Source organism: Streptomyces rapamycinicus NRRL 5491, from assembly GCF_024298965.1.
Lineage (GTDB): Bacteria > Actinomycetota > Actinomycetes > Streptomycetales > Streptomycetaceae > Streptomyces > Streptomyces rapamycinicus.
The window spans coordinates 11080370-11103359 of the sequence record NZ_CP085193.1; the positions used below are offsets into that span (position 1 = coordinate 11080370).

The following is a 22990-nucleotide window of genomic DNA, read 5'->3' on the forward strand; positions in this document are numbered from 1 at the left end:
GGATTCCGATCGTGTGAAGTGGATGACGGGTGCCGCGGGCACACCGAACACACGCCGGAGCACAGGCTCCAACGACGGCGTTCATACGGATCGGTGTGCCGGGTCATCACTCCACGACGCCGACCTTACCGCCCCCGTCAGAGGGCGGCAGCGGCCAGGCGTGGATCAGCCCTTCACCAAGCCCAGGCGGAAGAGGCTCTCCGCGGTGTCGAGGATCGTCGTCACCGGATCGCGCGGGGTCCATCCGAACACGGAACGCGCCTTCTCGGTGCGCAGGATCGGTACCCGCTCCGTCACGCCGACCGCTTCCCGCGCTCGTCCGTCGTCGAACTCCCGCGTGGGCACCCGTGCGGCGCGCTCTCCGAGGTGCTCGGCCAGCACCCGGGCGATCCACAGGAAGCTGACGGTCCGGTCGCCGCTGGCGAGGAAGCGCTCTCCGGCCGCGGCGGGATGTGTCATGGCCCGGAGGTGGAGCTCGGCGACATCGCGTACGTCCACCATGCCGAAGTGTGCGCGAGGGACGGCCGGCATCGCCCCCTCCAGCATCGCCCGGACGTATCCCGTCGAGGCGGACAGCCGGGGGCCGAGTGCCGGACCGAAGATCCCGGTCGGGTTGATCACCGTCAGTTCGAGGCCGTCCCCCTCCTTCGCCACGAAGTCCCAGGCGGCCCGCTCCGCGATGGCCTTCGAGCGGATGTAGGGCGGGTTGTCGTCCTCGGGGTCGGTCCAGTCGCTCTCGTCGTACTCGTCGCCGTCCTTGCGGCTGTACCCCACCGCGGCGAACGAGGACGTCATCACGACCCGCTTCACACCGTGGTCCCGTGCCGCCCTCAGCACACGAAGGGTGCCGTCCCGCGCGGGGATGATCAGCTCGTCGGCGTTGTCCGGCTGGACGGAGGGGAACGGTGACGCGATGTGGTGGACGCGCGTACACCCCGCCATCGCGTCGTCCCAGCCGTCGTCCGTGGTCAGGTCGGCGCTGACGATGTCGAGCCGCCCGCCGGGATCGACACCGGAGGCCGCGACGGCCGACCGGACACTCGCGGCGGCGCCAGTGGCGGCGCCAGTGGCGGCGCTCGTGGCCGGGCCGTGTGAACGGACCGTGGTGCGGACCCGATGGCCGCTCCGCAGCACGCCGCTGATCACATGGGTGCCGAGATACCCGCTGCCTCCGGTCACCAGGACGAGTTCGCCACCACCGGTGTCGGCACCGGCGTCGGCACGGGCGGCGGAAACGGCGTCAGCGGACACGGGGGTCGTCTTGCCTTCCATCGGTTCCTTCGGATTCCTTCCCAAGTGTGTTCTCGCAGCGGTGTCTCTCACGGCTGCAACGCGTCGATGACGTCCGTGACCTCGTCGATCGCCCGGCGCTCCGCATCGGTGTCGGCGCGCTCCCGCGCATCCCACATGTCCGCCTTGAGCCGCAGATAGCGCAGGCGGACCTCCATGAGCGCGATCTCGTGCTCCAAGCGGTCCGCGTTGCGCTGGAAGAGGTCGCGCAGGGGAGCCGCGCCCTGGTCGCCTTCGTCGAGGTGGCCGAGGTAGGCGCGCATGTCCCGCATGCTCATGCCGGTGGATCTCAGGCACCCCAGTGACCTGATCGTCTCCACCACGGAGGGGTGGTAGCGCCGGTGGCCGCTGTCCGGGTCGCGGTCCACCGCGGGGATCAGGCCGATCTTCTCGTAGTAGCGCAGTGTCGGCTCCGAGAGGCCGCTCAGCCTCGACACCTGCTGGATGGTCATCGGGGAGCCCCGGACTTCTGTCCTCGTCGCTGTCATGGAACGAGCATCCGATACTTGAAGCGCTTGAGGTCAAGTGCGCCGATCGGCCTTCGCCGGGACGGCGGACGCGGGAGTGGGCGCGCCGGGGCGCTTTCCGGCCGTGGCGATGGGGATGTCCCGCATCCGGAGCAGCGCCCCGAGGGCGAGGAGCCCGGCCGCGCCGCCGCTCCAGGCGACGGTGGAGCCGATGGCCGTGGCGGTGGGCGCGGCCGCGCCGGAGTGGCCGATCAGGGACTGGGCGCCGGCCAGGCCGACCGCGCCACCGATCTGCTTGGTGAGCGCGGAGCCCGCGGTGGCGGTGCCCATGTCCGTGCGCGGGACGGCGTTCTGGGTGGCGATGGTGAGCCCGCCCATGGCCGGTCCGGCGCCGAGCCCGACGAGCAGCAGCAGGACGGACGTCAGCGCGAGAGGCGTCGTGGCCCGCAGGGCGACGAAGGCCGCGGTACCGGCGGTGAGCAGCCCCGCGCCGATCAGCAGGACCGGTTTGACGTGCCCGCTGCGCAGCACGGTGGCGGCGGTGAGCCGGTTGCCCAGGGTCATGCCGATGAGCAGGGGGAGCAGCAGCAGACCGGAGGCGGTGGCCGAGTGGCCGCGGATGTGCTGGAAGTACAGCGGCAGGAAGATCCCCACTGGCACCGCGGCGACCTGGAAGAAGAAACCGGCGGTCAGCAGGGCGGTGTAGGTGCGGTGCCGGAACAGCCGTAGGGGCAGGACGGGGACGGCGGCCCGCCGCTCGACCGGTATGAGCGCGGCGAGCAGCGCCGGACCGCCGAGCAGACAGCCGAGCACGGCCGGGTCCGTCCAGGAGGGCGCGCGTCCGGCGGTCGCGTTCCCCTTGAGGCTGAGACCGGTCAGCGCGAGGGAGAGCCCGGCGGCGAGCAGGAGGATCCCCGCCACGTCGAGCCGGCCGGACGGCGGGGTGGCGGGACGGCGGTCGGGCAGGGCCAGGGCGATGACGGCGCCCGCGGTCAGCCCGAGCGGGAGGTTGAGCCAGAACGCCCAGCGCCAGCCGATGTGGTCGGCGAGTAACCCGCCGAGGAGCGGGCCGCCCACCATGCCCAGGATCATCATGGCGGCCATCGCCGTCTGCATCCGGATCAGCCCCTGGGGGCGGGACGGCGGGTGGAGGTCGCGGACCAGCGCCATGCCGAGGGTCAGCAGGGATCCCGCGCCCAGGCCCTGGAGCGCGCGGGAGAGGACCAGGGCGGGCATCGAGGCGGACAGGCCGCAGGCGGCGGAGCCGACCAGGAAGACGGCGAGCCCGCCGATCAGCAGCCGGCGGCGGCCGTGGAGGTCGGAGAAGCGGCCGTAGACCGGCACGCTGACCGAGGAGGTCAACAGGTAGGCGGTGACGAGCCAGACGTACCAGGAGTCGCCTCCGCCGATCTGCTCGACGATGCGGGGCAGCGCGGTGCCGACCACGGTGCCGTCCAGCATGGCCAGGAAGGCGGAGCCCAGCAGGGCGACGGTGACCAGGGTCCGGCGGCGGGGCGGGAGCGCCTCGTACGCGTCGGGTCCGGTCACCGGGCCTCCCCGGGCGCCATGAGCGCGCCGTGCAGGAAGAGGTCCACGACCTCCTCGGTGGTCAGCGGCTCGGGGGCGCCCAGGCGCCCGGCCGACATCAGCGTCAGCTGGAAGGCGTCGGCGAGCCGCTCCGGGGCGAGCCGCAGGCGGTCCCGGTCGGGTTCGAACAGCGCGGCCAGCGCGGCGCGCGGCCGGACCAGGCCCGCCTCGCGGTCCGGGAGGCGCCCGTCCTTGCCGGGCTTGGGCGCCATGCGCTCCAGCCGCCCGGCCGCCGCGAGCGCTCCGGCGGCCGCGCCGATGCGGCCCATGTGCCCGCGCACCACATCGGCCGCCTCGGCGAGCCGGTCCGCGAGCGGCTGGTCCAGGGCGATCGACTCCAGGTGGGCCACGGTGTCATCGGGCCGTACGGCCTCCGCCATACAGGCCGCGAGCAGGGCGTCCTTGTCCTCGAAGACCCGGAAGATCGTGCCTTCGCCGATGCCCGCGGCCCGTGCGATCTTCGCGGTCGTCACGGAGGCGCCGTATTCGACGACGAGGGGGAGCGCCGCGGCGACGATCATCGCGCGGCGCTGCTCGGGATCCATGGCCGGTGCGCGGCGCCGGGGCGGGGTGGCGGGGTTCGCTGCCTTCTCCGTCATACGGGACACACTACGGAGTGAGTACTCACTCCGTCAATTGTGTGGCGCATGACCACAGGGGGAGTGGCGGGTGAGACCTTCGGCTTCGACGTCGTCGGTCAGCGCGCGGCGAGCAGGGTCCGGCGCAGGGCGCGGCCCGCCTCGGACGGGGGATGGTTGCGCGAGGCGGCGAGGCCGAGACCGTGGAGCGGCGGCGGATCGGCGAGATCGACCTGGGTGAGGCCGGGCTGCGAGGCGATGGTCTCCTCGGCCACGAAGGCGAGCCCGAGACGCCGCCGGACCATGGTCAGGGCGGTGGTGGTGTCCACGACCTCCAGTGCCACGGTGCGCTGGACCCCCGCGGTGCCGAAGAGGCTGTCGACGATGGTGCGGTCGCCCCACCCCGTGGGGAAGTCGATGAAGCGGCGGTCCGCGAGGTCGGCGTAGGTCACGCCGTGGGCCTCGGCCAGGGGGTCGTCGGCGCGGCAGACCAGCCCGAGGCGTATCCGCGACACATCATCGATGACCAGATCCGGGCCGAGGACGGCGGGGCCGTGCGGGGGCACGGGCAGCAGCATGAGGTCGAACCTGCCCTCGCGCAGGGCGGTGGCGTGTCCGGCCAGCGGACCGGTCGAGTGGCGCAGCCGCACCACGACATCGGGATGCTCGGCCTGAAACGCGCTCAGCGCCCCGATCAGATCGAACGAGCCGGTGGACAGGACCGTCCCGAGCGTGACCGTGCCACTGAGCCCTCCGGTGAGACGGCCCATGTCATCGCGCGCCCGCTGCGCCTCCGCGAGCAGGATCCGGGCCCGGGCCAGCAGCGTGCGCCCCGCGGTGGTCAGTTCCAGGGTGCGGTGCGAGCGGTCGAAGAGCGCGGTCTGGAACTCCTGCTCGAGCCGGGCCACGGCGGCGGAGGCCGCCGACTGGACGACGTGTTCCCGCTGGGCGCCGCGGGTGAAGCTGCGCTCCTCGGCCACCGCGACGAAGTACGCCAGCTGTCGGAGCTCCACCGTCATCTCCATTCGCGATGCCACACAGCACACATCATCGTTGGACACGATACCTATGGGCCCGCCACCGTGGAGGGGAAGCGGAACGCCCCCGCCGAATACCCCGGCCGAACCGCCCGGTTCGGCGCCGCATTCCCTCAACTTCCCCCTGCGCCAACGCACTTCACCACGGAAGGCATCCATCGTCATGAGCGTCTCAGCCATCCAGATCGGGCTCCACCCCGATTCCATCGACTACGAGGCGCCGGAGTTCACCGCCTTCGCCGGTCTGACGCGGGAGAGGTTGCGCGCAGCCAACGACGACAACCTCGCCCTGCTGCGCGACGCCGGATACGAGGCGGACGGATGTCAGATCGACTTCGGGGAGACCGCCCTCGACACCATCCGCGCCATGCTCGGCCGCAAGCGCTACGACGCGGTCCTCATCGGCGCCGGGGTACGGCTCACCGCGGGCAACACGCTGCTCTTCGAATCCATCGTCAACCTCGTCCACACCGCACTGCCCCACGCGCGGTTCATCTTCAACCACTCAGCCGCGGCCACCCCCGACGACATCCGCCGCCACTACCCCGACCCGGCCTCCACCGTTGCCCTCGACATCCCCCGTGACCTCGAGGAGGCCGCGGTGAAGAACCCCGGCAACGCCGCCCGCCCCGAAGCAGCCCACGGCCCGAGGGAGACGCGGTGACCGCCGCCCCGTCCCGGCCCCACGAGGAGGCGAACCCCGACCTCCACCCCACGGATGTGCTCGTCGTCGGCGGCGGACCGACCGGAATGACCCTGGCCGGGGATCTGGCCCGGGCCGGACGCGCGGTCACCGTGCTGGAGCGCCGACCGGAGATCCATCCGTCCAGCCGTGCCTTCGTCACCATGCCCCGCACCCTGGAAGTCCTCGACAGCCGCGGTCTGGCCGACGGCCTCCTGGCCGAGGCGAACACCACCGAAGCCGTCCACCTGTTCGCGGGCGCCACGCTCGACCTGACACATCTGCCCTCCCGCCACCGATACGGGATGATCACCCCGCAGACCAATGTGGACCAGGCGCTCGAACGCTACGCCCGCGACCAGGGCGCCCAGGTGCTGCGCGGCACCGAGGTCACCGGCCTCGTACAGGACGCCGACGCGGTCACCGTCACCGCCCGCCCCAACGCCGGCGGACCCGCCTCCACGTGGCGAGCCCGGTACGTCGTGGGGGCGGACGGGGCGCACAGCACCGTCCGCGACCTCCTCGGCGCCGACTTCCCCGGTAAGACGGTCCTGACCTCCGTGGTGCTGGCCGACGTCCGCCTCACCGACGGCCCGGCCGGAAACGGGCTCACCCTGGGCAACGCCCCCGGGGTCTTCGGCTTCCTCGTGCCGTACGGGCAGGCGCGCCCCGGCTGGTACCGGTCGATGACCTGGGACCGTCGCCACCAACTGCCCGACCGGGCCCCCGTGGAGGAGACGGAGGTCACCCGGGTACTGGCCGAGGCCATGGGGCGCGACGTCGGGGTCCGTGAGATCGGCTGGCACTCCCGGTTCCACTGCGAGGAACGCCAGGTCAGCTCCTACCGGCACGGCCGGGTCTTCCTCGCCGGGGACGCCGCCCACGTGCACTCCCCGATGGGTGGCCAGGGCATGAACACCGGTATCCAGGACGCGGCCAACCTGGCCTGGAAACTCGACCTTGCCCTCGGCGGCGCCGACCCGGCCATCCTGGACACCTACCACCGGGAGCGCCACCCCGTCGGCCGCCGTGTCCTGCTCCAGAGCGGTGCCATGATGCGCGCCGTCACCCTCGGGCCGCGCCCGGCGCGGTGGCTGCGCGACCACCTGGCCCCGGCCCTGCTGGGCGTCGGCCGGGTGCGCGACACCATCGCCGGAAGCTTCACCGGCGTCACCCTGTGCTATCCGCGCGGACGGCGCCGGCACGCGCTCGTGGGCACCCGCGCCACGGAAGTCCCCCTCGCCGAGGGCCGGTTGACCGAAGTGCAGCGGACCGGTGGCTTTCTGCTGATCCGTGAGAGGGGCGCGTCGCGCGTCGACACCACGGTGGCCCAGGCCGAGCGCGCCGACTCCGGCCCCGCCCTGCTGGTCCGCCCCGACGGCTATATCGCCTGGGCGGGACCCGGTGTCCGTACGGACGGCCCCGACGGCTGGCACACCACATGGCGGGCCTGGACCGGCCCGGCCGCCGAAGGGGTGCGCGCCGGGGGCTGAACAGGGAGATACCGGGGGCTGAACAGGGAGATGGGGGGATGGCGCCGGGCGGGTGGCCCGGCGCCGATGCCCTCATCCATTCCCCGCCGCCTGCCCGGCGGACTGGGAGCCGGACAGGGCGGTGGCGGCCGGTCCCTCCGGCCGTTCCTTGCGGAAGAACCGGAGCAGCGACGGGCCGCCCCGGAAACACCACAGCGCGATGACCGGATCGCAGATCGCACAGCCCAGCGACGAGCCATGGGCGAAGGGAACGATGGGGTTGCCCTTGATGTGGTGCACGATGTCCCACGCGGTGTGCAGCAGCCAGCCGATGCCGATGAAGGTCCACGACTCCAGGCCACGGTAGGCCACATAGGTGGCGACCACGGTGAAGGCGAACTCCCAGCCGTCCAGGCCGCCGCCGCTGAGGTAGGCGGCACCCGCTCCGCCGACCATGATCGCGTTGAAGCGCCGTCGGTGGGGTTCACGGATCAGGGACATCAGGAGCGCGTAGAGGAGTCCGATGAAGACCGGGGCGATGTATTGGATCACGGTTCATCACGCTAGATCCGCTCCCGGCCGCCCCACAGGGCTATTCCCGACACGTTCCAACGGATAATCGCCGGGGCGGATCACACCAGCCGCCACAGATGGTCATCGGTTCCGTTGTCGTCGTACTGCACCACCTGGGCGCTGTTGGCGGTGGACATCCCGTCGACCCCCAGCACCTTCTGGCTGTTCTTGTTGAGGACGCGGAACCAGCCGTCGCCGTTGTCCACCTTCCGCCAGAGGTGATCGGCCGTGCCGTTGTCCTCGTACTGGACGACGATGGCGCTGTTGGCGGTGGACATCCGGTCCACGCCCAGGACCTTGCCGCTGTGGCCGTTGCGGACCAGGAACCAGCCGTCGCCCCGGTCGATCCACTGCCAGGCGTGGTCGCCCGTCGGTGTGTTGTCGAACTGCACCACACGGGCGCTGTTGGCCGTGGACATCCCGTCGACCGCCAGCACCTTGCCGCTGTGCTTGTTGAGCAGTCGGCGGAAGGGCGGCTCCGGGGTCCACGCCCGGCCGTCCGGCGAGGCCGTCGGAAAGCAGGTGACGCGCAGCCGGGCGGCGCCCATGGGAATGAGGGTGACCGTCTCCGCCGGTGCGTCGGTACGGGCCGGGCTCTGCTGCAGCGGGGTGACCACCCGCTCGTCGTCCGAGACCCACTCGGGGATGCGGCGCGCCCGGGCGGCCATGCGGACCGGGGTGGTCTCGTGGGTGAAGGGGTTGGCGGCGAGCGGACCGTCGTCGCGGGTGAGGACGGGGAGGGCTCCGGGGGCGAGGCCGTAGTTCCACGGCGTGGTGGCGTGCACCTCGTACTCGGGGAAGGTGTCGGTTCCGGCGTAGCGCACGAAGTCCTCGCCGATGCGCAGGGAGTACGTCAGCGGGCCGTGGTCGACGCTGACCGCGCCGTGCTGCGCTGACCAGGTCCGCAGGGTGGTGCGCTGCGGCAGCCGGATCGTCACCACATCGCCGTCCGTCCAGCTCCGGTCGACCTTGACGAAGGCCGGACCGCCGCGCGCGGCCACCGCCCGGCCGTTGACCTCGATACGGGGCTCCTCACACCAGCCTGGGACACGCAGATGAAGCGGGAAGGCCACCTTCTCGGGGGTGGACAGCGTGAGTGTGATGATCTCGTCGAACGGATAGTCGGTGTCCTCGGTGACGGTGACCGTCGTGCCACCGGCCACCTTCGCGGTCACCTGGCAGGCGGCGTACAGGGAGGCGGCGAGCCCCTTGTCGGGAGTGGCCAGCCACAGCTCCTCCGTGAAATACGGCCAGCCCATGCCGTAGTTGTGCGGACAGCAGCGGTACTGGTCGACGCCCGGCTGGTAGGACTGCATCGCGAAGCCGTTCTGGAACTGCCCCTGGGACTTCACCGCGTTGTTCAGATCGATGCTGTTGGCGCTGGTGATGTAGTGGGTGCCGGTGCCCTGGGGGTCGAGCGCGGCGGGCAGCATGTTGAACGCCAGGTCCTCGCAGCGGTCCGCCCACACCGGGTCGCCGGTGATCCGGGTCAGCAGCTCATGGCTGGCCATGAACTCGACGACGCCGCAGGTCTCGAAGCCCTGCCGGGGATCGGCGAAACCCGGGCGGTAGTTCTCGTCCCCGGCGAAGCCACCGCCCGGGAACTGGCCGTACGCGCCCAGCACCGACGCATAGGCGCGGTAGGTCGCCTGTCTGAGCTCGGCGGAGCCGGTCAGCTGGGCGTACTGGGCGGGCTCGCGGAAGCCCTGGGCGATATTGACGTTGTGCGGGGTCGGGATGTTGTCGACCCAGTCGGCGCCGTACGTGTGCGTCTTCTGGACGAGGTCGAGGAGGAAGGCCTCGCCGGTGCGGCGGTGGAGCCACATCGCGGTGTCGATTCCATCGCCCCAGCGGTAGGAGACCCAGCTGGAGTCGAAGGCGCCCGGGCCCTGCGCGTTCATGAACCGCAGGAAGCGGGTGAGGAAGGGGACGATGCGCTCGTCGCCGGTGAACTCCTCATGGGTGCGCAGGGCCATGAGGAGGGGGAGGAACGGCCAGAAGTCGGGGCCGCCGTTCAGCTTTGTCCGCAGGGAGCGCGGTCCGAAGAAGCCGTCGCTCTGCTGGGTGGCGAGGATGGCGTCGATCCACTTACGGGAGTTCGCGAGGGCCGCCCGGTCACGGGTGGCCACGGCCAGTGGGACGTAGCCGCGCAGCCAGTAGGGCACCTCCTCCCAGCCCTCCCGGTCCGGGTGGGTCCACCCGGTGGCGTTGACGTCGAGGAAGTGCGAGCGCTCCTCGTAGCGGCCGCAGAGGCCGTGGAGTTGGAGGCGCAGCTGCTCGGCCAGCCAGCCGCGCGGGGTGATGCTCCCGGACGGGAGCCGGTCGAAGGCGTCGGGCAGCGGGGCCCTTGGCCGCCTGGCCGGGGATGCCACGGCGTCCGTGGCCAGGTGTCCGGCGAGCGCGGGGGCGCCGAGGGCGAGGGCGCCGGTGCGGAGGAAGCGACGTCGATCGAGGGGCATCGTGCGGCTCCTGTCGGTGGGGTGCCGAGGAAGACGGGTGGCGCCTGACATCGTTGTCGCGCATCACAGCACGCCACCGGCGCGCTGTCCATAAGTTCGACGGGCCGCCCTGCCCGGTGGGCTCTATGCTGAGCGCGATGTCCGCACCTCAGGGCCAGGGCCCCAGCTTCCGTGAACTCGTCGTCCAGGCGCTGTCCTCCGTCGAGCGCGGCTACGATCTGCTGTCCCCGAAGTTCGACCACACCGCGTACCGGACGTCGGCCTCGGTGCTGGACTCCGTGGCCGGCGCCCTGCGCCCGCTCGGGCCCTTCGGCAGTGGCCTCGACGTGTGCTGCGGAACCGGCGCGGGCATGGGCGTGTTGCGCCAGGTCTGCCGGGAGCGGATCACCGGCGTCGACTTCAGCGCGGGCATGCTGGCCGTGGGCCGGGCCCGTGCGCGGGCGGTGCCGGACGCCCCGCGCACGGACTGGGTACGCGCCGACGCGCGCGCCCTCCCGTTCGGTCCGGTCTTCGACCTGGCGGTGAGCTTCGGGGCGTTCGGCCACTTCCTGCCGCGCGAGCGGCCCGGGCTCTTCGCCCAGGTCCACTCCGTACTCCGCCCGGGCGGCCGGTTCGCCTTCCCGATCGTGGCACCGGCCCGCCCGGGCTCCCGGCCCTACTGGTCGCTCCTGGCGTTCGACACCGCGATGCGGGTGCGCAACGCGGTGTGGCGGCCGCCCTTTGTGATGTACTACCGGACCTTCCGGCTCGGGGATGTGTGGAAGGAGCTGATCGGGGCCGGGTTCGAGGTCGAACTGCGGGCACTTGAGGACCTCGGCCGCCGGGCGGACGGCAGCCCGCGTTGCCGCCTGGTGGTGGCCACCCGGCCGGTGTGAGCGGGCCGCACGCCACGGAGCCGTCGCCGGGCACGACGTCCGGGCCCTGCGTGGCGCGTGGGAACGCCTCGGTGGCCAGGTGCTCCTCGACCGCGACGGCCCTCATGCCCGCCGTCCGCCGTCGACCGACAGGGCGACCCCGGTGATGTAGGACGCGTCGTCCGAGCAGAGCCAGACGGCAGCGGCCGCGGCCTCCTGAGGGGTGGCCATCCGGCCGAGCGATGTGATCGCCTCCTGCATCGCGATCATGTCGGTACCGGCCGCCACCTGCTCGAACCCGGGGGTGCGGGTGGGGCCGGGGCAGGCGGCGTTGACCCGGATGCCATCCGGTGCGTAGTCGACCGCGGCGACCTTGGTGAGCCCGACGATGCCGTGTTTGGCGGCCACGTAGGCGGGGGCGGTCGGGATCGCGTACGGGCCACCGTTGGAGGCGACGTTGACGATCGCGCCGCCGCCTTCGAGCAGGGGCAGCTCGTACTTCATGCACAGGAAGGTGCCGGTCAGGTTGGTGTGGACCACGCGCTCGAACTCGTCCAGGGGCATTTGGTCGAGCTGCCGGTGGTGCGAGGCCAGACCGGCGTTGTTCACGGCGAAATCGAGTCCACCGTAGGCCGCGACCGTGCGCTCGACGGCCGCCCGCACGGAGTGTTCGTCGGCGATGTCGACGGGGACGGACAGCGCTGTTCCGCCGTCCTTCCTGATCATCTCGGTGGTCTCGGCGGCCGTGCTCTCGTCGATGTCGAGTACGGCGACCGCGGCGCCGGACCGGGCGAACTCCAGCGCCGCCGCGCGGCCGATCCCGCTGCCGGCGCCGGTGACCAGACCCACCTTCCCGGTCATGCCGCTCATACCAGCGGCTCGTGGTTCGCCCAGGCGACCTTGTACGGGTGCCGCGACTGCCAGTGCTCGATGACCTCGTGCATACCGGGCGCGGTGAACGCCCCTTCGCCAGCGCCTCGGTGTCGGCCACGGCCACCTGCACGATCGCGGTCGCGATCAGTGCCGGAATGGCCTCCTTGCCGGGGATGGGAAGGTGGCGCCGGGTCACCACCGACCGTACGAGACCGGAGTCGAGCATGACCCATTCGATGTCCGTGAGGTATTGGTCGAGTTCGGTCTCGTGCGGCGGCTGATCGAAGGAGATGATCATCGTGTGGTAGATCACGCCTCGATTCTTGGGGGCGCACGCCGCCGGTGTCCAAGCCCGGTTCGGAGTCCGGCGATAACCTGGAGGCATGATCGAACTGGAGACCCGCGAGCTCGAGTACTTCCTGGCGGTCGCCGATGAACGGCACTTCGGCCGGGCCGCCGTACGGCTCTCGATCGCCCAGCCGGCCCTGTCGAAGGCGATCCGGCGGATCGAGACCCGGCTCGGCGTCCAGCTGTTCGTCCGGTCCAGCCGACACGTCGAGCTCACCCCGGCTGGGGAGGCGTTGCGGGAACACGGGCGGCATGCGCTCAACGCGGTCGGCGCCGCCGTCCGGAACGCCCGGCGCGCCGGGGACACCCAGGCCCATCTGCGGCTCGTGCTCAAGCCCGGTGGCGATGCCGGTCTGCTGTCCGGGATCCTGGCCGGGTACGCCCACCAGCCCGACGCGCGCCGGGTGGACATCCTGTTCAGCGGCCCCGCCGACCGCTCCGACTTCCTGCGCGACGGCCGGGCCGACGTCGGCCTGCTCTACGCGCCGTTCGACGATCTCGACGGCCTGGCCCACGAAACGCTGCACACCGAGGACCGCGTGGTCATCGTCCCGTCGGGGCACCGGCTGGCCGGGCGCGCCGCGGTACACCTGTCCGATCTGGAGGGTGAGACGCTGCCGCGCTGGAAAGGGGTCCCCGGAGGCGACGGCACCGGGCCCGAGGTCGCCGACGTGGTCCAGATGCTCCACATGATCACGGTGAGCCGGATGATCGGGGTGCTGCCCCGTTCGCTGGTCGAGCCGGTCCCGGACGGCCTGGTCTGCGTCCCGGTGACCGACGCGCCGCCCAGCCGTCTCGTGTTCGCCTGGAACGAGCAGGACCGCCGGTCGCTGGTCGCGTCCTTCGTGGCCGCCGCGCTCACCGCTCAGATCCGCTCCGATACTCCCCGGGGGTCACACACGACGGCAACCGATGCGGCCGTGGCGGCGACCTGATGCTGACAACCTGTCAGCCACTCAAGGGAGTTCACAGTGCGTTCATTCCTCGCGCGCCTGGCCACCGTGCTGGCCGCCTTGGCCGCGCTGGTCGCCGCGCCCGGTGTCGCGACGGCCGCCCCGTCGCGGGCCGCCGACGACTGGAACCCGCCCGCGAACCTCGTACAGCCGCTGGGCGAGGTGTGGAACCACGTCGAGTCGACCTATCCGGACCTCTACGGCTTCCGCAACTACGGCTGGGACCAGGTCATGGCCAACAGGGGAAGCGTCAACTACTGCGTCCGCTGGGAGTCCGACGCCCCGGTCAGCGCCGCGCTGCGCGACCAGGTCCACGCCGCGCTGAAGAAGCAGTTCGCCAAGTGGATGGCGGCCATGGTGGAGAACGGCAAGGGCCACAACGCCTGGCCCTACACCAACGTCCCGGTCAACATCGTCGGCTGGGCGGTGAAGAACCGCTCGACGCTCCAGTGGACGGACAACTCGGTCGACGTCTACGCCGGGAACCTCGACAGCGGCGGCGCCCCGCAGTGCTCACCCGACTGCGGCCGCTTCTTCCACCAGGACGGCAACTACTCGCGCTGCCCCGGCGGTGCGGCCCGCCACTACGACCAGTCGCTGTGGCTGACGAAGGGGTTCCAGGGCGGGGCCGGCGGGGACTGGGGCCAGCGCGTGGGACAGGAGTACTTCACCGGTGCGCTGAACCAGGAGAACATCCACATCTACCTGCATGAAGTCGGCCACACCTTCGGCCTCGACGACTTCTACGACTGGACCCCGACCGGCCAGTGCTGCTTCCTCATGAAGGCGGGAAGCGCCACGCAGATCACGGACTTCGACAAATGGATGCTCCGTGACTTCTGGCGCCACCTGAAGAGCCGCTACGGCCTCTGAGCGCTTCCCCTGCCCTGCCGGGCAGGGGAAGTCGGCCCGCTCAGAAATCGCATTCGCCACGCCAGGTGAGGCTGGTGATGGTGGCGTGGTCACCGATGATCAACTTGTAGTCGCCGGGGCCGGGGTTGAAGTGGAGGCACCTGTCGTACGTCCGTCCGTTGAAGACCCAGGTGGCCTGGATGTGATCGTGGCCCGGCTGACGGGTGCCGTTGTTGAAGATGGTGCTGCCGACGATGCTGGTCTGGTGGGAGCCCCGCCAGTTGCCGGTCGTCTTGATGACGGCCGGACCGTCGGTGCCCACGTTGCTGTCGAACACACAGACGTTCCCTGAAGGGCAGTTGGGCGGACTGGGCTCGGCCGACGCGGTGGGCGCACTGGCCAGTACGGCGACGAGGGCCGCGGACATGGCCGCCGTGGCGGCGAGGCGCTGGTGCATGGTGTTCCTCCCGGCTTCCGCGGGGCGCCCTCCTGGTCGCCCCTTCCGGCAGACAGGGCACCACAATCCGCGGGGACTGGTCCCGAAGCGCCCGTCATCGGCCATCTACGAGGAAATCGGACCCACCCGGAACCAGTCGAACTCCGCCACGCCGGCCGTGCGTCCGGCCGCCACGTCGCCCGTGCCGTCGGCTGCCACGTCGCCCGTGCCGTCGGCCGCCACATCGCCCGTGTGTCCGGTCGCCACACCACCCGTGCCGTCCGTCGCCGGACCGGTGGCGAAGAGCCCCAGTGTGGCCCCGATCCACTTGCCCGCCATCGCCGGGAACGGCGCCCCGAGCGGTGTGAACCCCCGCCCGTCCACATCGGCCGCGAACTGGCACACCGCTCCCGGCCGCACACTCACCCGGAGCGGTACGGCCGAGCGCCCCCTCGGCAGTGGTACCGGTGTGATGGTGTCCGCCTCGGCGGCGTCCTTTGCAGCGGTACGGCATACGAGGACGATTCGGTCACCGTCGTGGCGCAGGCCCACCCAGGCGTAGGTCTCGCCCAGGACCACCAGCCCGGCCCGGGACCCCGCCGTCGCGGTGGACAGTTTCATCGAAGTCGTCGCGGTGAACGACTCGGCGGGCAGCCGCTGGCCCAGCACATTGGGCAGCAGCCGGAGGTCATGGGTGACCGGGCCCGGACCGCAGACCAGCGCGAGCCGGCTCGGGAAGCGGCGCAGCGACCACCAGGCCGGATCGGCGTTCGCCTGCCACATCCACTGCTTCCCCAGCCCCGACCCGGTGAAGTCGTCGCTGGTGGCCGGTGCGGTCACCTCCGTCCGCCCGTCCACCCGCGGCTTGGTGTGCACCAGCACCGGCGCGCCCCGGCCGCTGCCGTCGTCGGTGCCCATCACCGGCCAGCCGTCCGTACGCCACCGCATCGGCTGGAGGTGCACCACCCGTCCGTAGGCCCCGCGGTCCTGGAAGTGCAGGAACCAGTCCTCGCCGCCCTCGGTGGTCACCCACGCCCCCTGGTGCGGCCCGTTGACGGGGGTGTCGCCCTGGGCGAGCACGACGCGGTCCTCGTACGGGCCCCATACGGAGCGGGAGCGGAACGCCGACTGCCAGCCGTTGGTGACGCCTCCGGCCGGAGCGAAGATCCAGTACCAGCCGTCCCGCTTGTAGAGCTTCGGCCCCTCCAGAGTGGTGTAGCCGGGGAGGTCATCGCCGTTGATCACGATCCGGCCCTCGTCGAGCAGAGCGGTCCCGTCCGGGCTCATGCGGTGCAGGGTGAGCCGGTTGTTGATGCCGCTGCGGCTCTTCGCCCACGCGTGGACCAGATACGCCCGCCCGTCGTCGTCCCACAGCGGACACGGGTCGATCAGCCCCTTGCCCGGCTTGACCGGACGCGGTGTGCTCCAGGGCCCTCGCGGGTCGGTGGCGGTCACCATGAAGATCCCGAAGTCGGGATCGGGGTAGAAGATCCAGAACTTGCCGTCGTGATGGCGCAGGGCCGGGGCCCACACCCCTTCGCCGTGCCTGGGCTCGCCGAAGTGCTCCCTGGGCAGCAACTCGGTCAGGGCGTGTCCGATGACGGTCCAGTTGACCAGGTCGACCGACCGCAGTACGGGCAGTCCGGGAACGCGGTTGAAGGTGGAGGCCACCAGGTAGAAGTACGGGCCCACCCGGATCGCGTCGGGGTCGGACCAGTCGGCGTTGAGCACCGGGTTCTGATAGCGGCCGTCTCCCAGGTCGGCCACCCATGGCAGGTCCGCCCGGGCTGACTCCCGCTCGCCTCGCGTCACCCCGCCGCCTGCCCCAAGTGGCCCGTCGGGTCGTGGTGTCGCCGAAGCCGGGGTGGCGGCGCCGATGGCTCCGAGCACCGTCGATCCGGCGACCGCGCCGAGGCCGGTCCGTAACACCTGCCTGCGACCGTGTTCGCTCACTGTTCCCTCCGGGGCGACTCAGGGGTGTGGTGCGTCCGTTCGGTAAGCGCTTGCCGCCGGAGTCTGTCAGCGCGTCGTGGCGTGGGCAAGACGGGGTGAGAATCCGCCCCCCCGACGATCGGCCCGCCCCGGCAACCTCCTGGCCCGACCCGGCAACCTCCTGGTGCGCGGTGGCGACAGTCGCACGGCAGGAGCCGTCGAGCAGTGGGAGTGAGGGGTCATGGAAGCCGAACGTCGAGGGGTGGGGCGCGGCAGGCGTCGGGTGCTGGGGGTGGCCGCCGGAGCTCTGGCCCTGGCCAGTACGGTCGCCCTGCCGGGGCAGGGGGCGTTCGCCGAGGGCGGGCGGGGCCCGGCCGCCGCGTCCTGGAAAGCGGATGCCGCCGACGGCTTCGCGTCGGTCGACGCGCTGGGGCAGAACGGCACGTACGGGGGCCGGGACGGCCGTACGGTCACCGTGCGCACGCTGGCCGACCTGGAGAAGTACGCGACCGCGCCCGAGCCGTACGTCATCGTCGTGGCCGCGGCGATCACCATGGACCCCAAGGGCAAGGAGATCAAGGTCGCCTCGGACAAGACGATCGTGGGCTCGGGCACGTCGGGCCAGATCGTGGGTGGTGGCTTCTTCCTGGGCCAGGGCGTGCACAACGTCATCCTCAGGAATCTGACGATCCGCGACTCCTACGAGGGCACCTGGAACGACAAGGAGCACGACTGGGACGCCGTCCAGATGGACGGCGCCCACCATGTGTGGATCGATCACAACGATCTGCGCCACATGGCCGACGGCCTGATCGACAGCCGTAAGGACACCACCTACCTCACGGTGTCCTGGAACCGGCTGCAGCAGAACAACAAGAGCTTCGGAATCGGCTGGACGGAGAACACCACGGCCGACATCACGATCCACCACAATTGGTTCCGTGAGAGCGAGCAGCGCAACCCGTCCGCCGACAACATCGCCCACGCACATCTGTACAACAACTACCTGGAGGACGACCCCGGCACGGACATCAACTCCTCCTACGGCAACTACGCCCGGGGGAACACCAGGATGGTGCTGGAGAACAGCTACTTCCAGGGCTTCAAGAACCCCGTCATCAAGGACGCCACCGCCACCCTGGTCCAGCGCGGCAACGTCTTCGTCAACACCTCCGGCCGCAACGAGAGCGGTGGCACCGCGTTCGACCCGAAGGCGTACTACTCCTACTCCCTCGACCCCGCCGACCGGGTGCCGTCCATCGTGAGCTCCGGCTCGGGCCCCACCCCGGCCATCGGCGCCACCGGCTGACGCGGCGCCGTCCTCACGGGGCGTCGGAGCCGTCGTAGCCGGGGAGGGCCAGCGCCGAATGCACCTCCCGGCCGACGCTGTTGAGCACGGCGGACGGCTCGCGCAGCGCCCTGTTGCGCCGGGCCAGGTCCTCGGCGGTGCGAGGGGAGACGCTGCCGGCTCCTTCCCCGGCGAGGGCCTGGTTCCGCTCGGCGAACGACCGCAGGGTGCGCTCGTACGCCTCGAAGGCGCCGTCGTGATCGGCGTGTGCGGCCAGTTCACCGGCGAGGACGTACGCGCCGACCAGCGCCAGACTCGAGCCCTGGCCGGAGAAGAACGACGGCGCGTAGGCGGCGTCGCCGATCAGGGCGACCCGGCCCGTGGACCACCGTGGCATGTGGATCTGGCTGACCACGTCGAAGAAGAGGTCGTCGCTGTCGCGCATGGCGGCGACCATGCGCGGGACCTCCCATCCGTATCCGGAGAACACCTCGGCCACGAGGTCGCGCTGGGCGGCGGGGTCGTGGAAGGCGTCGAAGGACGGTTCGGGGTGCAGGAAGGTGAGGAAGGCGTGGACCCGGTCGTCGTCGCGGGGCGCGTAGAGGACGGCGGTCCGGCCCGGGACGTTCCAGGTGAGCCCCTCGTGCACCAGCCCCAGGTGGTTGGGCATGGTGAATCCGGCGAAGCAGTGGTCGAGGTAGCGGTGGTAGCCCTCCTCGGGGCCGAAGGCCAGGCTCCTGGTGTGCGAGTGGATGCCATCGGCGCCGATGACCACGTCGAAGGTGCGCCGGGCGCCGCCGCGGAAGGTCACGTCCACCCCGCCGTCGTGGTCGTGGAGGGTGGCGATGGAGTCGTTGAAGAGGATCTCGACGTCGTCGCGGATGGCGCCGTAGAGGATCTCGGCCAGCTCTCCGCGCGGGATTTCGAGGTCATGGCCTTCCTCGCCACCGGAGATGGCCTCGGGCGGGACGGCGCCTACCGGATCGCCTTGCTCGTTGAGGAAGGTGATCCGGTGCATGCCGACGTGGGCGTCCCGGAGCCGGGGGAGCACCCCCATCCGCCGGGCGACCTCGATCGCGGTGCCGCGGATGTCGATGGGGTAGCCGCCACCGCGCAGTGCGGCCGCCTTCTCGACGAGGGTGACCGCGAAGCCGTACCGGCGGAGCCAGTAGGCCAGCGCGGGGCCGGCGATGCTGGCACCGGAGACCAATACCGTACGCCGCGGTGTGATGTTCATAGCACCCATGGGTGCTCCTCTCCGGCCCTCCTGCGGGGAGGGCCCGGTCGCGTACCTAACTCAGGTATCCTTTTTCATGGCGTGAAAAGCCCCGGAGGTTCGGGGTCGATGAGAAGACTATATACCTAAGTTAGGTAGATGTGGAGGCCGGGCATGACCGCCGAGGGACCGGAGGCCGGGCAGGGCGGCGACGGTGAACACGACCTACTGGCCATGCTGCCCCGTCTGACGCAGCTCAGCGGCGCCGTGAACCGGGGCCGGGTGACCGAGCGCGCCATGGAGGCCGCCGGCGTATCCGTGGACCGCCCCGCGATGTCGGTCCTGGTCGCCCTGCACGTGGCGGGCACCCCACTGCGGGTGGGGGAGATCGCCGCGCGGATGCAGGTCGTCGGGCCCCACGTCACCCGGCAGATCAACGAGTTGGCGCGGCGGGGGCTGGTCCGCCGGGTCACCGACCCGGACGATCAGCGCGCCCGGCTCATCGAGCCGACCGCCGAGGGAGCCGCCGCGACCGACCGCTATATGCGGACCGTCCTCGGCTGGTTCAGCGACGCCCTCGCCGCCTGGAGCCCCCAGGACCGCGAGACCTTCGGCCGTCTGCTCGCGCGCTTCGTCGACGACCTCACCGCCCACCTGAACTCCTTCGACGACGATCGGGCCGGCTGAGCGGATACCGGTCGGCCGTCCGGGATCGGGGACCGGTGGTGGCCGACGGGCCGCTCAGCGAGGCGCCCCGCCCGCCTCGACGAGCTCGGCCAGCTTGTCCAGGGCCATGCGCTGCCCCAGCTCGTTGTCGGCGGCCGGTACGGCGTCGGGGATCCCCTCGTGCGCGAGGTGGACGTCGGTGCCGCCGCCCGCCGCGTCGGTGAGCGTGGTCGTCATCGTCATCGTGGAGCGCAGGGCGGGGTCCGCGGTCTCGAACTCGAGCACCTCGACCACCTGCTCATCCGGCACCAGCCGGGTGAATCGGCCGTGGTAGGTGTCCGTATGGCCGCCCGACTTGCCGGTGCTCGCCGGGTCGTCGTAGACGAGGGAGACACGGAAGGCGCCCCCTTCGCGGGGGTCGAACTCATGCACCCGGCTGGTCATGCCCTCGGGCACCCGCCAGGCCGCGACGGCGCCCGCGTCGAGGAGCGCCCGGTAGACGGCGGAGCGCGGAGCGTTCACCCGCCGGGAGAGTCGCATGCTGTACATGCGCTCAACCTAGCGGCCCGGTGGCGGGCATGTGACCCGATGGCACCGGAGCCACCGCCCTTGATGTACGGGGGCGGCGGAGGTCTAGCGTCCGGAAAGACCTCCGCCGCCGGGACACCCCATCCACGGAGCGTTGTCGAGGGGTGCCGTTCTGGGGGAGTGGGGTCAGCGCTTGACCTTGCGGGTCGCCCGCAGCCACTCCTTGTTCATCGCGGTGATGGAGAACAGCGGGATGCCCTTGGGGCAGGCCGTGGCGCACTCACCGGTGAGGGTGCAGCCGCCGAAGCCCTCGGCGTCCATCTGCGCCACCATGTCCAGCACCCGGGTCTCCCGCTCCGGAGAGCCCTGGGGCAGCACATTGAGATGGTTGACCTTGGCCGAGGTGAACAGCATCGCCGCGCCGTTGGGGCAGGCCGCCACGCAGGCGCCGCAGCCGATGCACTCGGCGTGCTCGAACGCGTAGTCCGCGTCCGCCTTGGGCACCGCGGTGGCGTGTGCCTCCGGCGCGGATCCGGTCGGGGCGGTGATGTAGCCACCGGCCTGGATCACCCGGTCGAACGCGGAGCGGTCCACCACCAGGTCCTTGATGACCGGGAAGGCGGAGGCGCGCCACGGTTCGATGTCGATGGTGTCGCCGTCCTGGAAGGACCGCATGTGGAGCTGGCAGGTGGTGGTGCGCTCCGGACCGTGGGCGTCACCGTTGATCACCAGGCTGCACGCACCGCAGATGCCCTCACGGCAGTCGTGGTCGAAGGCCACCGGCTCATCGCCCTTGACGATGAGCTCCTCGTTGAGGACGTCGAGCATCTCCAGGAAGGACATGTCCTGGGAGACGCCGTCGAGCTCGTAGGTGGCCATGGCACCGGGGGTGTCGGGGTTCTTCTGGCGCCAGACGCGCAGGGTGAGCTTCATGCGTAGCTCCGCTGAGTGGGATGGACGTGACTGAAGGTCAGCTGCTCCTTGTGGAGCACGGGGGCGGCGCCGGTGTCGGTGAACTCCCAGGCCGCGGCGTAGGAGAACTCCTCGTCCCGGCGGGCCGCCTCACCGTCGGGGGTCTGGGACTCCTCGCGGAAGTGGCCACCGCAGGACTCGGCCCGGTGCAGGGCGTCCAGGCACATCAGCTCGGCCAGCTCCAGATAGTCCACGATCCGGTTGGCCTTCTCCAGCGACTGGTTGAACTCCTCACCGGTGCCCGGCACCTTGAGCCGCCGCCAGAACTCCTCACGGATCTGCGGGATGCGGTCCAGCGCCTTGCGCAGCCCCTCGTCGGTCCGGGCCATACCGCAGAACTCCCAGACCAGCTCGCCGATCTCACGGTGGAAGGAGTCGGGGGTGCGGTCGCCGTCCACGGCCAGCAGCCTGGCCAGCCGGTCCTCGGTCTCCCGTACGGCCTCGACGGCCGCCGGGTGCGAGGCGTCGACCTCGTTCTTGTGCGGGTTACGGGCCAGATAGTCGTTGATGGTCGAGGGCAGGACGAAGTAGCCGTCGGCCAGGCCCTGCATCAGCGCGGAGGCGCCGAGCCGGTTGGCGCCGTGGTCGGAGAAGTTGGCCTCGCCGATCGCGAACAGCCCCGGCACGGTGGTCTGCAGGTCGTAGTCGACCCACAGCCCGCCCATCGTGTAGTGGATCGCGGGGTAGATGCGCATCGGGACCTCGTACGGGTTCTCCGCCGTGATCCGCTCGTACATGTCGAAGAGGTTGCCGTACTTCTCCTCGACCGCCTTGCGGCCCATCCGGGCGATGGCGTCGGCGAAGTCCAGATACACGCCCTGGCCACCGGGGCCCACGCCACGGCCCTCGTCGCAGACGTTCTTCGCGGCGCGGGAGGCGATGTCGCGCGGCACCAGATTGCCGAACGACGGATAGATCCGCTCCAGGTAGTAGTCGCGCTCGTCCTCGGGGATCTCGGCGGGCGGACGGGTGTCGCCCTTCGCCTTGGGCACCCAGATCCGGCCGTCGTTGCGCAGCGACTCGCTCATCAGGGTCAGCTTGGACTGGTGGTCCCCCGAGCGCGGGATGCAGGTCGGGTGGATCTGGGTGAAGCAGGGGTTGGCGAAGTACGCACCGCGCCGGTGCGCCCGCCAGACGGCGGTCGCGTTGGAGTTCATGGCGTTCGTCGACAGATAGAAGACGTTGCCGTAGCCGCCGCTGGCCAGCACCACCGCGTCGGCGAAGTACGTGGAGATCCGGCCGGTCACCAGATCGCGGGCGACGATGCCACGCGCCCGTCCGTCGACCACGATCAGATCCAGCATCTCGGTGCGGGCGTGCATCTCCACATTGCCCGCCGCGATCTGGCGGGACAGCGCCTGGTAGGCGCCGAGCAGCAGCTGCTGGCCCGTCTGGCCGCGGGCGTAGAAGGTGCGGGAGACCTGCACACCGCCGAAGGAGCGGGTGTCCAGCAGGCCGCCGTACTCCCGGGCGAAGGGCACGCCCTGGGCCACGCACTGATCGATGATCTCCACCGAGATCTGCGCCAGGCGGTGGACATTGGACTCGCGGGCGCGGAAGTCGCCGCCCTTGACGGTGTCGTAGAACAGGCGGTGGATCGAGTCGCCGTCGTTGCGGTAGTTCTTCGCCGCGTTGATCCCGCCCTGGGCGGCGATGGAGTGGGCCCGGCGCGGCGAGTCCTGGTAGCAGAACTGGACCACGTGGTAGCCCTGCTCGGCCAGGGTGGCGCCGGCGGCGCCACCGGCCAGCCCGGTGCCCACCACGATGATGGTGTGCTTGCGGCGGTTGGCGGGGTTGACCAGCTTGGCCTCGAAGCGGCGGGTGTCCCAGCGCTCGTTGACCGGCCCGGAGGGGGCCCGCTCGTCCTGGACCGGCTCGCCGACGGTGTACTCGGTGTATTCGCTGTACTCGGTGTACGAGGTCATGG

At 71.1% G+C, this 22990-nt stretch carries 20 protein-coding genes and 1 pseudogene; 7 read left to right on the forward strand and 14 right to left on the reverse strand.

Going from position 1 to position 22990, the window contains the following annotated elements:
* Positions 1–165: 165 nt before the first annotated feature.
* The 5 genes from LIV37_RS45870 to LIV37_RS45890 form a co-directional block, all read right to left on the reverse strand.
* The gene (locus tag LIV37_RS45870) at positions 166–1272 is read right to left on the reverse strand and encodes an SDR family oxidoreductase (RefSeq protein ID WP_020873907.1); all 1107 of its coding nucleotides are present in this window, start codon (positions 1270–1272) and stop codon (positions 166–168) included.
* 47 nt (positions 1273–1319) lie between these two features.
* Complete coding sequence (locus LIV37_RS45875) at positions 1320–1778, reverse strand: MerR family transcriptional regulator (RefSeq protein ID WP_121826590.1); 459 nt, start codon at positions 1776–1778, stop codon at positions 1320–1322.
* A gap of 33 nt (positions 1779–1811) precedes the next feature.
* Positions 1812–3305: an MFS transporter gene (locus LIV37_RS45880; RefSeq protein WP_243146537.1), complete on the reverse strand. Its 1494-nt coding sequence runs from the start codon at positions 3303–3305 to the stop codon at positions 1812–1814.
* Entirely contained in the window at positions 3302–3943 is a 642-nt protein-coding gene (locus tag LIV37_RS45885; RefSeq protein WP_243146536.1) for a TetR/AcrR family transcriptional regulator, read from the reverse strand. The genes LIV37_RS45880 and LIV37_RS45885 overlap by 4 nt, the downstream gene beginning before the upstream one ends.
* 98 nt (positions 3944–4041) lie before the next feature.
* Positions 4042–4935 carry a LysR family transcriptional regulator gene (locus LIV37_RS45890; RefSeq protein WP_158635003.1) on the reverse strand — a complete coding sequence of 298 codons (894 nt, stop codon included), beginning with the start codon at positions 4933–4935 and terminating at the stop codon, positions 4042–4044.
* Positions 4936–5122: 187 nt separating this feature from the next.
* Here LIV37_RS45890 and LIV37_RS45895 point away from each other — a divergent pair, with 187 nt between their 5' ends.
* Positions 5123–5623, forward strand: a complete 501-nt coding sequence (locus LIV37_RS45895; protein ID WP_020873911.1) for a hypothetical protein — start codon at positions 5123–5125, stop codon at positions 5621–5623.
* Positions 5620–7134, forward strand: a complete 1515-nt coding sequence (locus LIV37_RS45900) for an FAD-dependent oxidoreductase (RefSeq protein WP_020873912.1) — start codon at positions 5620–5622, stop codon at positions 7132–7134. Before LIV37_RS45895 ends, LIV37_RS45900 begins: the two co-directional genes overlap by 4 nt.
* Positions 7135–7206: 72 nt before the next feature.
* Here the strand turns inward: LIV37_RS45900 and LIV37_RS45905 are convergent, their stop codons facing one another.
* A complete protein-coding gene (locus LIV37_RS45905) occupies positions 7207–7662 on the reverse strand; it encodes a DUF6010 family protein (RefSeq protein WP_243146576.1) in 456 nt (151 codons plus the stop codon).
* Positions 7663–7745: 83 nt separating this feature from the next.
* On the reverse strand, positions 7746–10145 hold the full coding sequence (locus tag LIV37_RS45910; RefSeq protein ID WP_020873914.1) for a beta-L-arabinofuranosidase domain-containing protein: 2400 nt from the start codon (positions 10143–10145) through the stop codon (positions 7746–7748).
* Positions 10146–10282: 137 nt separating this feature from the next.
* Between LIV37_RS45910 and LIV37_RS45915 the strand changes: the two genes are divergently transcribed.
* Positions 10283–11020, forward strand: a complete 738-nt coding sequence (locus tag LIV37_RS45915) for a class I SAM-dependent methyltransferase (RefSeq protein ID WP_121826741.1) — start codon at positions 10283–10285, stop codon at positions 11018–11020.
* Positions 11021–11122: 102 nt separating this feature from the next.
* Here LIV37_RS45915 and LIV37_RS45920 read toward each other — a convergent pair whose 3' ends face one another.
* Positions 11123–11869: an SDR family NAD(P)-dependent oxidoreductase gene (locus LIV37_RS45920; RefSeq protein ID WP_020873916.1), complete on the reverse strand. Its 747-nt coding sequence runs from the start codon at positions 11867–11869 to the stop codon at positions 11123–11125.
* Between the two features lie 386 nt (positions 11870–12255).
* Here LIV37_RS45920 and LIV37_RS45930 point away from each other — a divergent pair, with 386 nt between their 5' ends.
* Together LIV37_RS45930 and LIV37_RS45935 are read left to right on the forward strand one after the other, a co-directional pair.
* Positions 12256–13155: a LysR family transcriptional regulator gene (locus LIV37_RS45930; RefSeq protein WP_020873917.1), complete on the forward strand. Its 900-nt coding sequence runs from the start codon at positions 12256–12258 to the stop codon at positions 13153–13155.
* Between the two features lie 36 nt (positions 13156–13191).
* The gene (locus tag LIV37_RS45935) at positions 13192–14046 is read left to right on the forward strand and encodes a hypothetical protein (RefSeq protein ID WP_020873918.1); all 855 of its coding nucleotides are present in this window, start codon (positions 13192–13194) and stop codon (positions 14044–14046) included.
* 40 nt (positions 14047–14086) lie between these two features.
* On the opposite strand, the gene LIV37_RS45940 is transcribed toward LIV37_RS45935, so the two are convergent.
* Both LIV37_RS45940 and LIV37_RS45945 read right to left on the reverse strand, forming a co-directional pair.
* On the reverse strand, positions 14087–14482 hold the full coding sequence (locus LIV37_RS45940) for a hypothetical protein (protein ID WP_020873919.1): 396 nt from the start codon (positions 14480–14482) through the stop codon (positions 14087–14089).
* 105 nt (positions 14483–14587) lie between these two features.
* Entirely contained in the window at positions 14588–16273 is a 1686-nt protein-coding gene (locus LIV37_RS45945; RefSeq protein WP_373920805.1) for a glycoside hydrolase family 43 protein, read from the reverse strand.
* 361 nt (positions 16274–16634) lie between these two features.
* Here LIV37_RS45945 and LIV37_RS45950 point away from each other — a divergent pair.
* Positions 16635–17696 (forward strand): annotated as a pseudogene (locus tag LIV37_RS45950) (pectate lyase family protein); the annotation flags it as partial.
* A 19-nt stretch (positions 17697–17715) separates the two neighbouring features.
* Here the strand turns inward: LIV37_RS45950 and LIV37_RS45955 are convergent.
* Complete coding sequence (locus tag LIV37_RS45955) at positions 17716–18927, reverse strand: FAD-dependent monooxygenase (RefSeq protein ID WP_243146535.1); 1212 nt, start codon at positions 18925–18927, stop codon at positions 17716–17718.
* Positions 18928–19071: 144 nt separating this feature from the next.
* Between LIV37_RS45955 and LIV37_RS45960 the strand changes: the two genes are divergently transcribed.
* Positions 19072–19584 carry a MarR family winged helix-turn-helix transcriptional regulator gene (locus LIV37_RS45960; RefSeq protein WP_020873923.1) on the forward strand — a complete coding sequence of 171 codons (513 nt, stop codon included), beginning with the start codon at positions 19072–19074 and terminating at the stop codon, positions 19582–19584.
* A 54-nt stretch (positions 19585–19638) separates the two neighbouring features.
* Here LIV37_RS45960 and LIV37_RS45965 read toward each other — a convergent pair whose 3' ends face one another.
* The 3 genes from LIV37_RS45965 to LIV37_RS45975 form a co-directional block, all read right to left on the reverse strand.
* A complete protein-coding gene (locus tag LIV37_RS45965; RefSeq protein WP_020873924.1) occupies positions 19639–20112 on the reverse strand; it encodes an SRPBCC domain-containing protein in 474 nt (157 codons plus the stop codon).
* 165 nt (positions 20113–20277) lie between these two features.
* The gene (locus LIV37_RS45970) at positions 20278–21024 is read right to left on the reverse strand and encodes a succinate dehydrogenase/fumarate reductase iron-sulfur subunit (protein WP_020873925.1); all 747 of its coding nucleotides are present in this window, start codon (positions 21022–21024) and stop codon (positions 20278–20280) included.
* Positions 21021–22988 (reverse strand): fumarate reductase/succinate dehydrogenase flavoprotein subunit, encoded by a 1968-nt coding sequence (locus LIV37_RS45975; protein WP_020873926.1) that lies wholly within the window; start codon positions 22986–22988, stop codon positions 21021–21023. Before LIV37_RS45975 ends, LIV37_RS45970 begins: the two co-directional genes overlap by 4 nt.
* Positions 22989–22990: the final 2 nt, after the last annotated feature.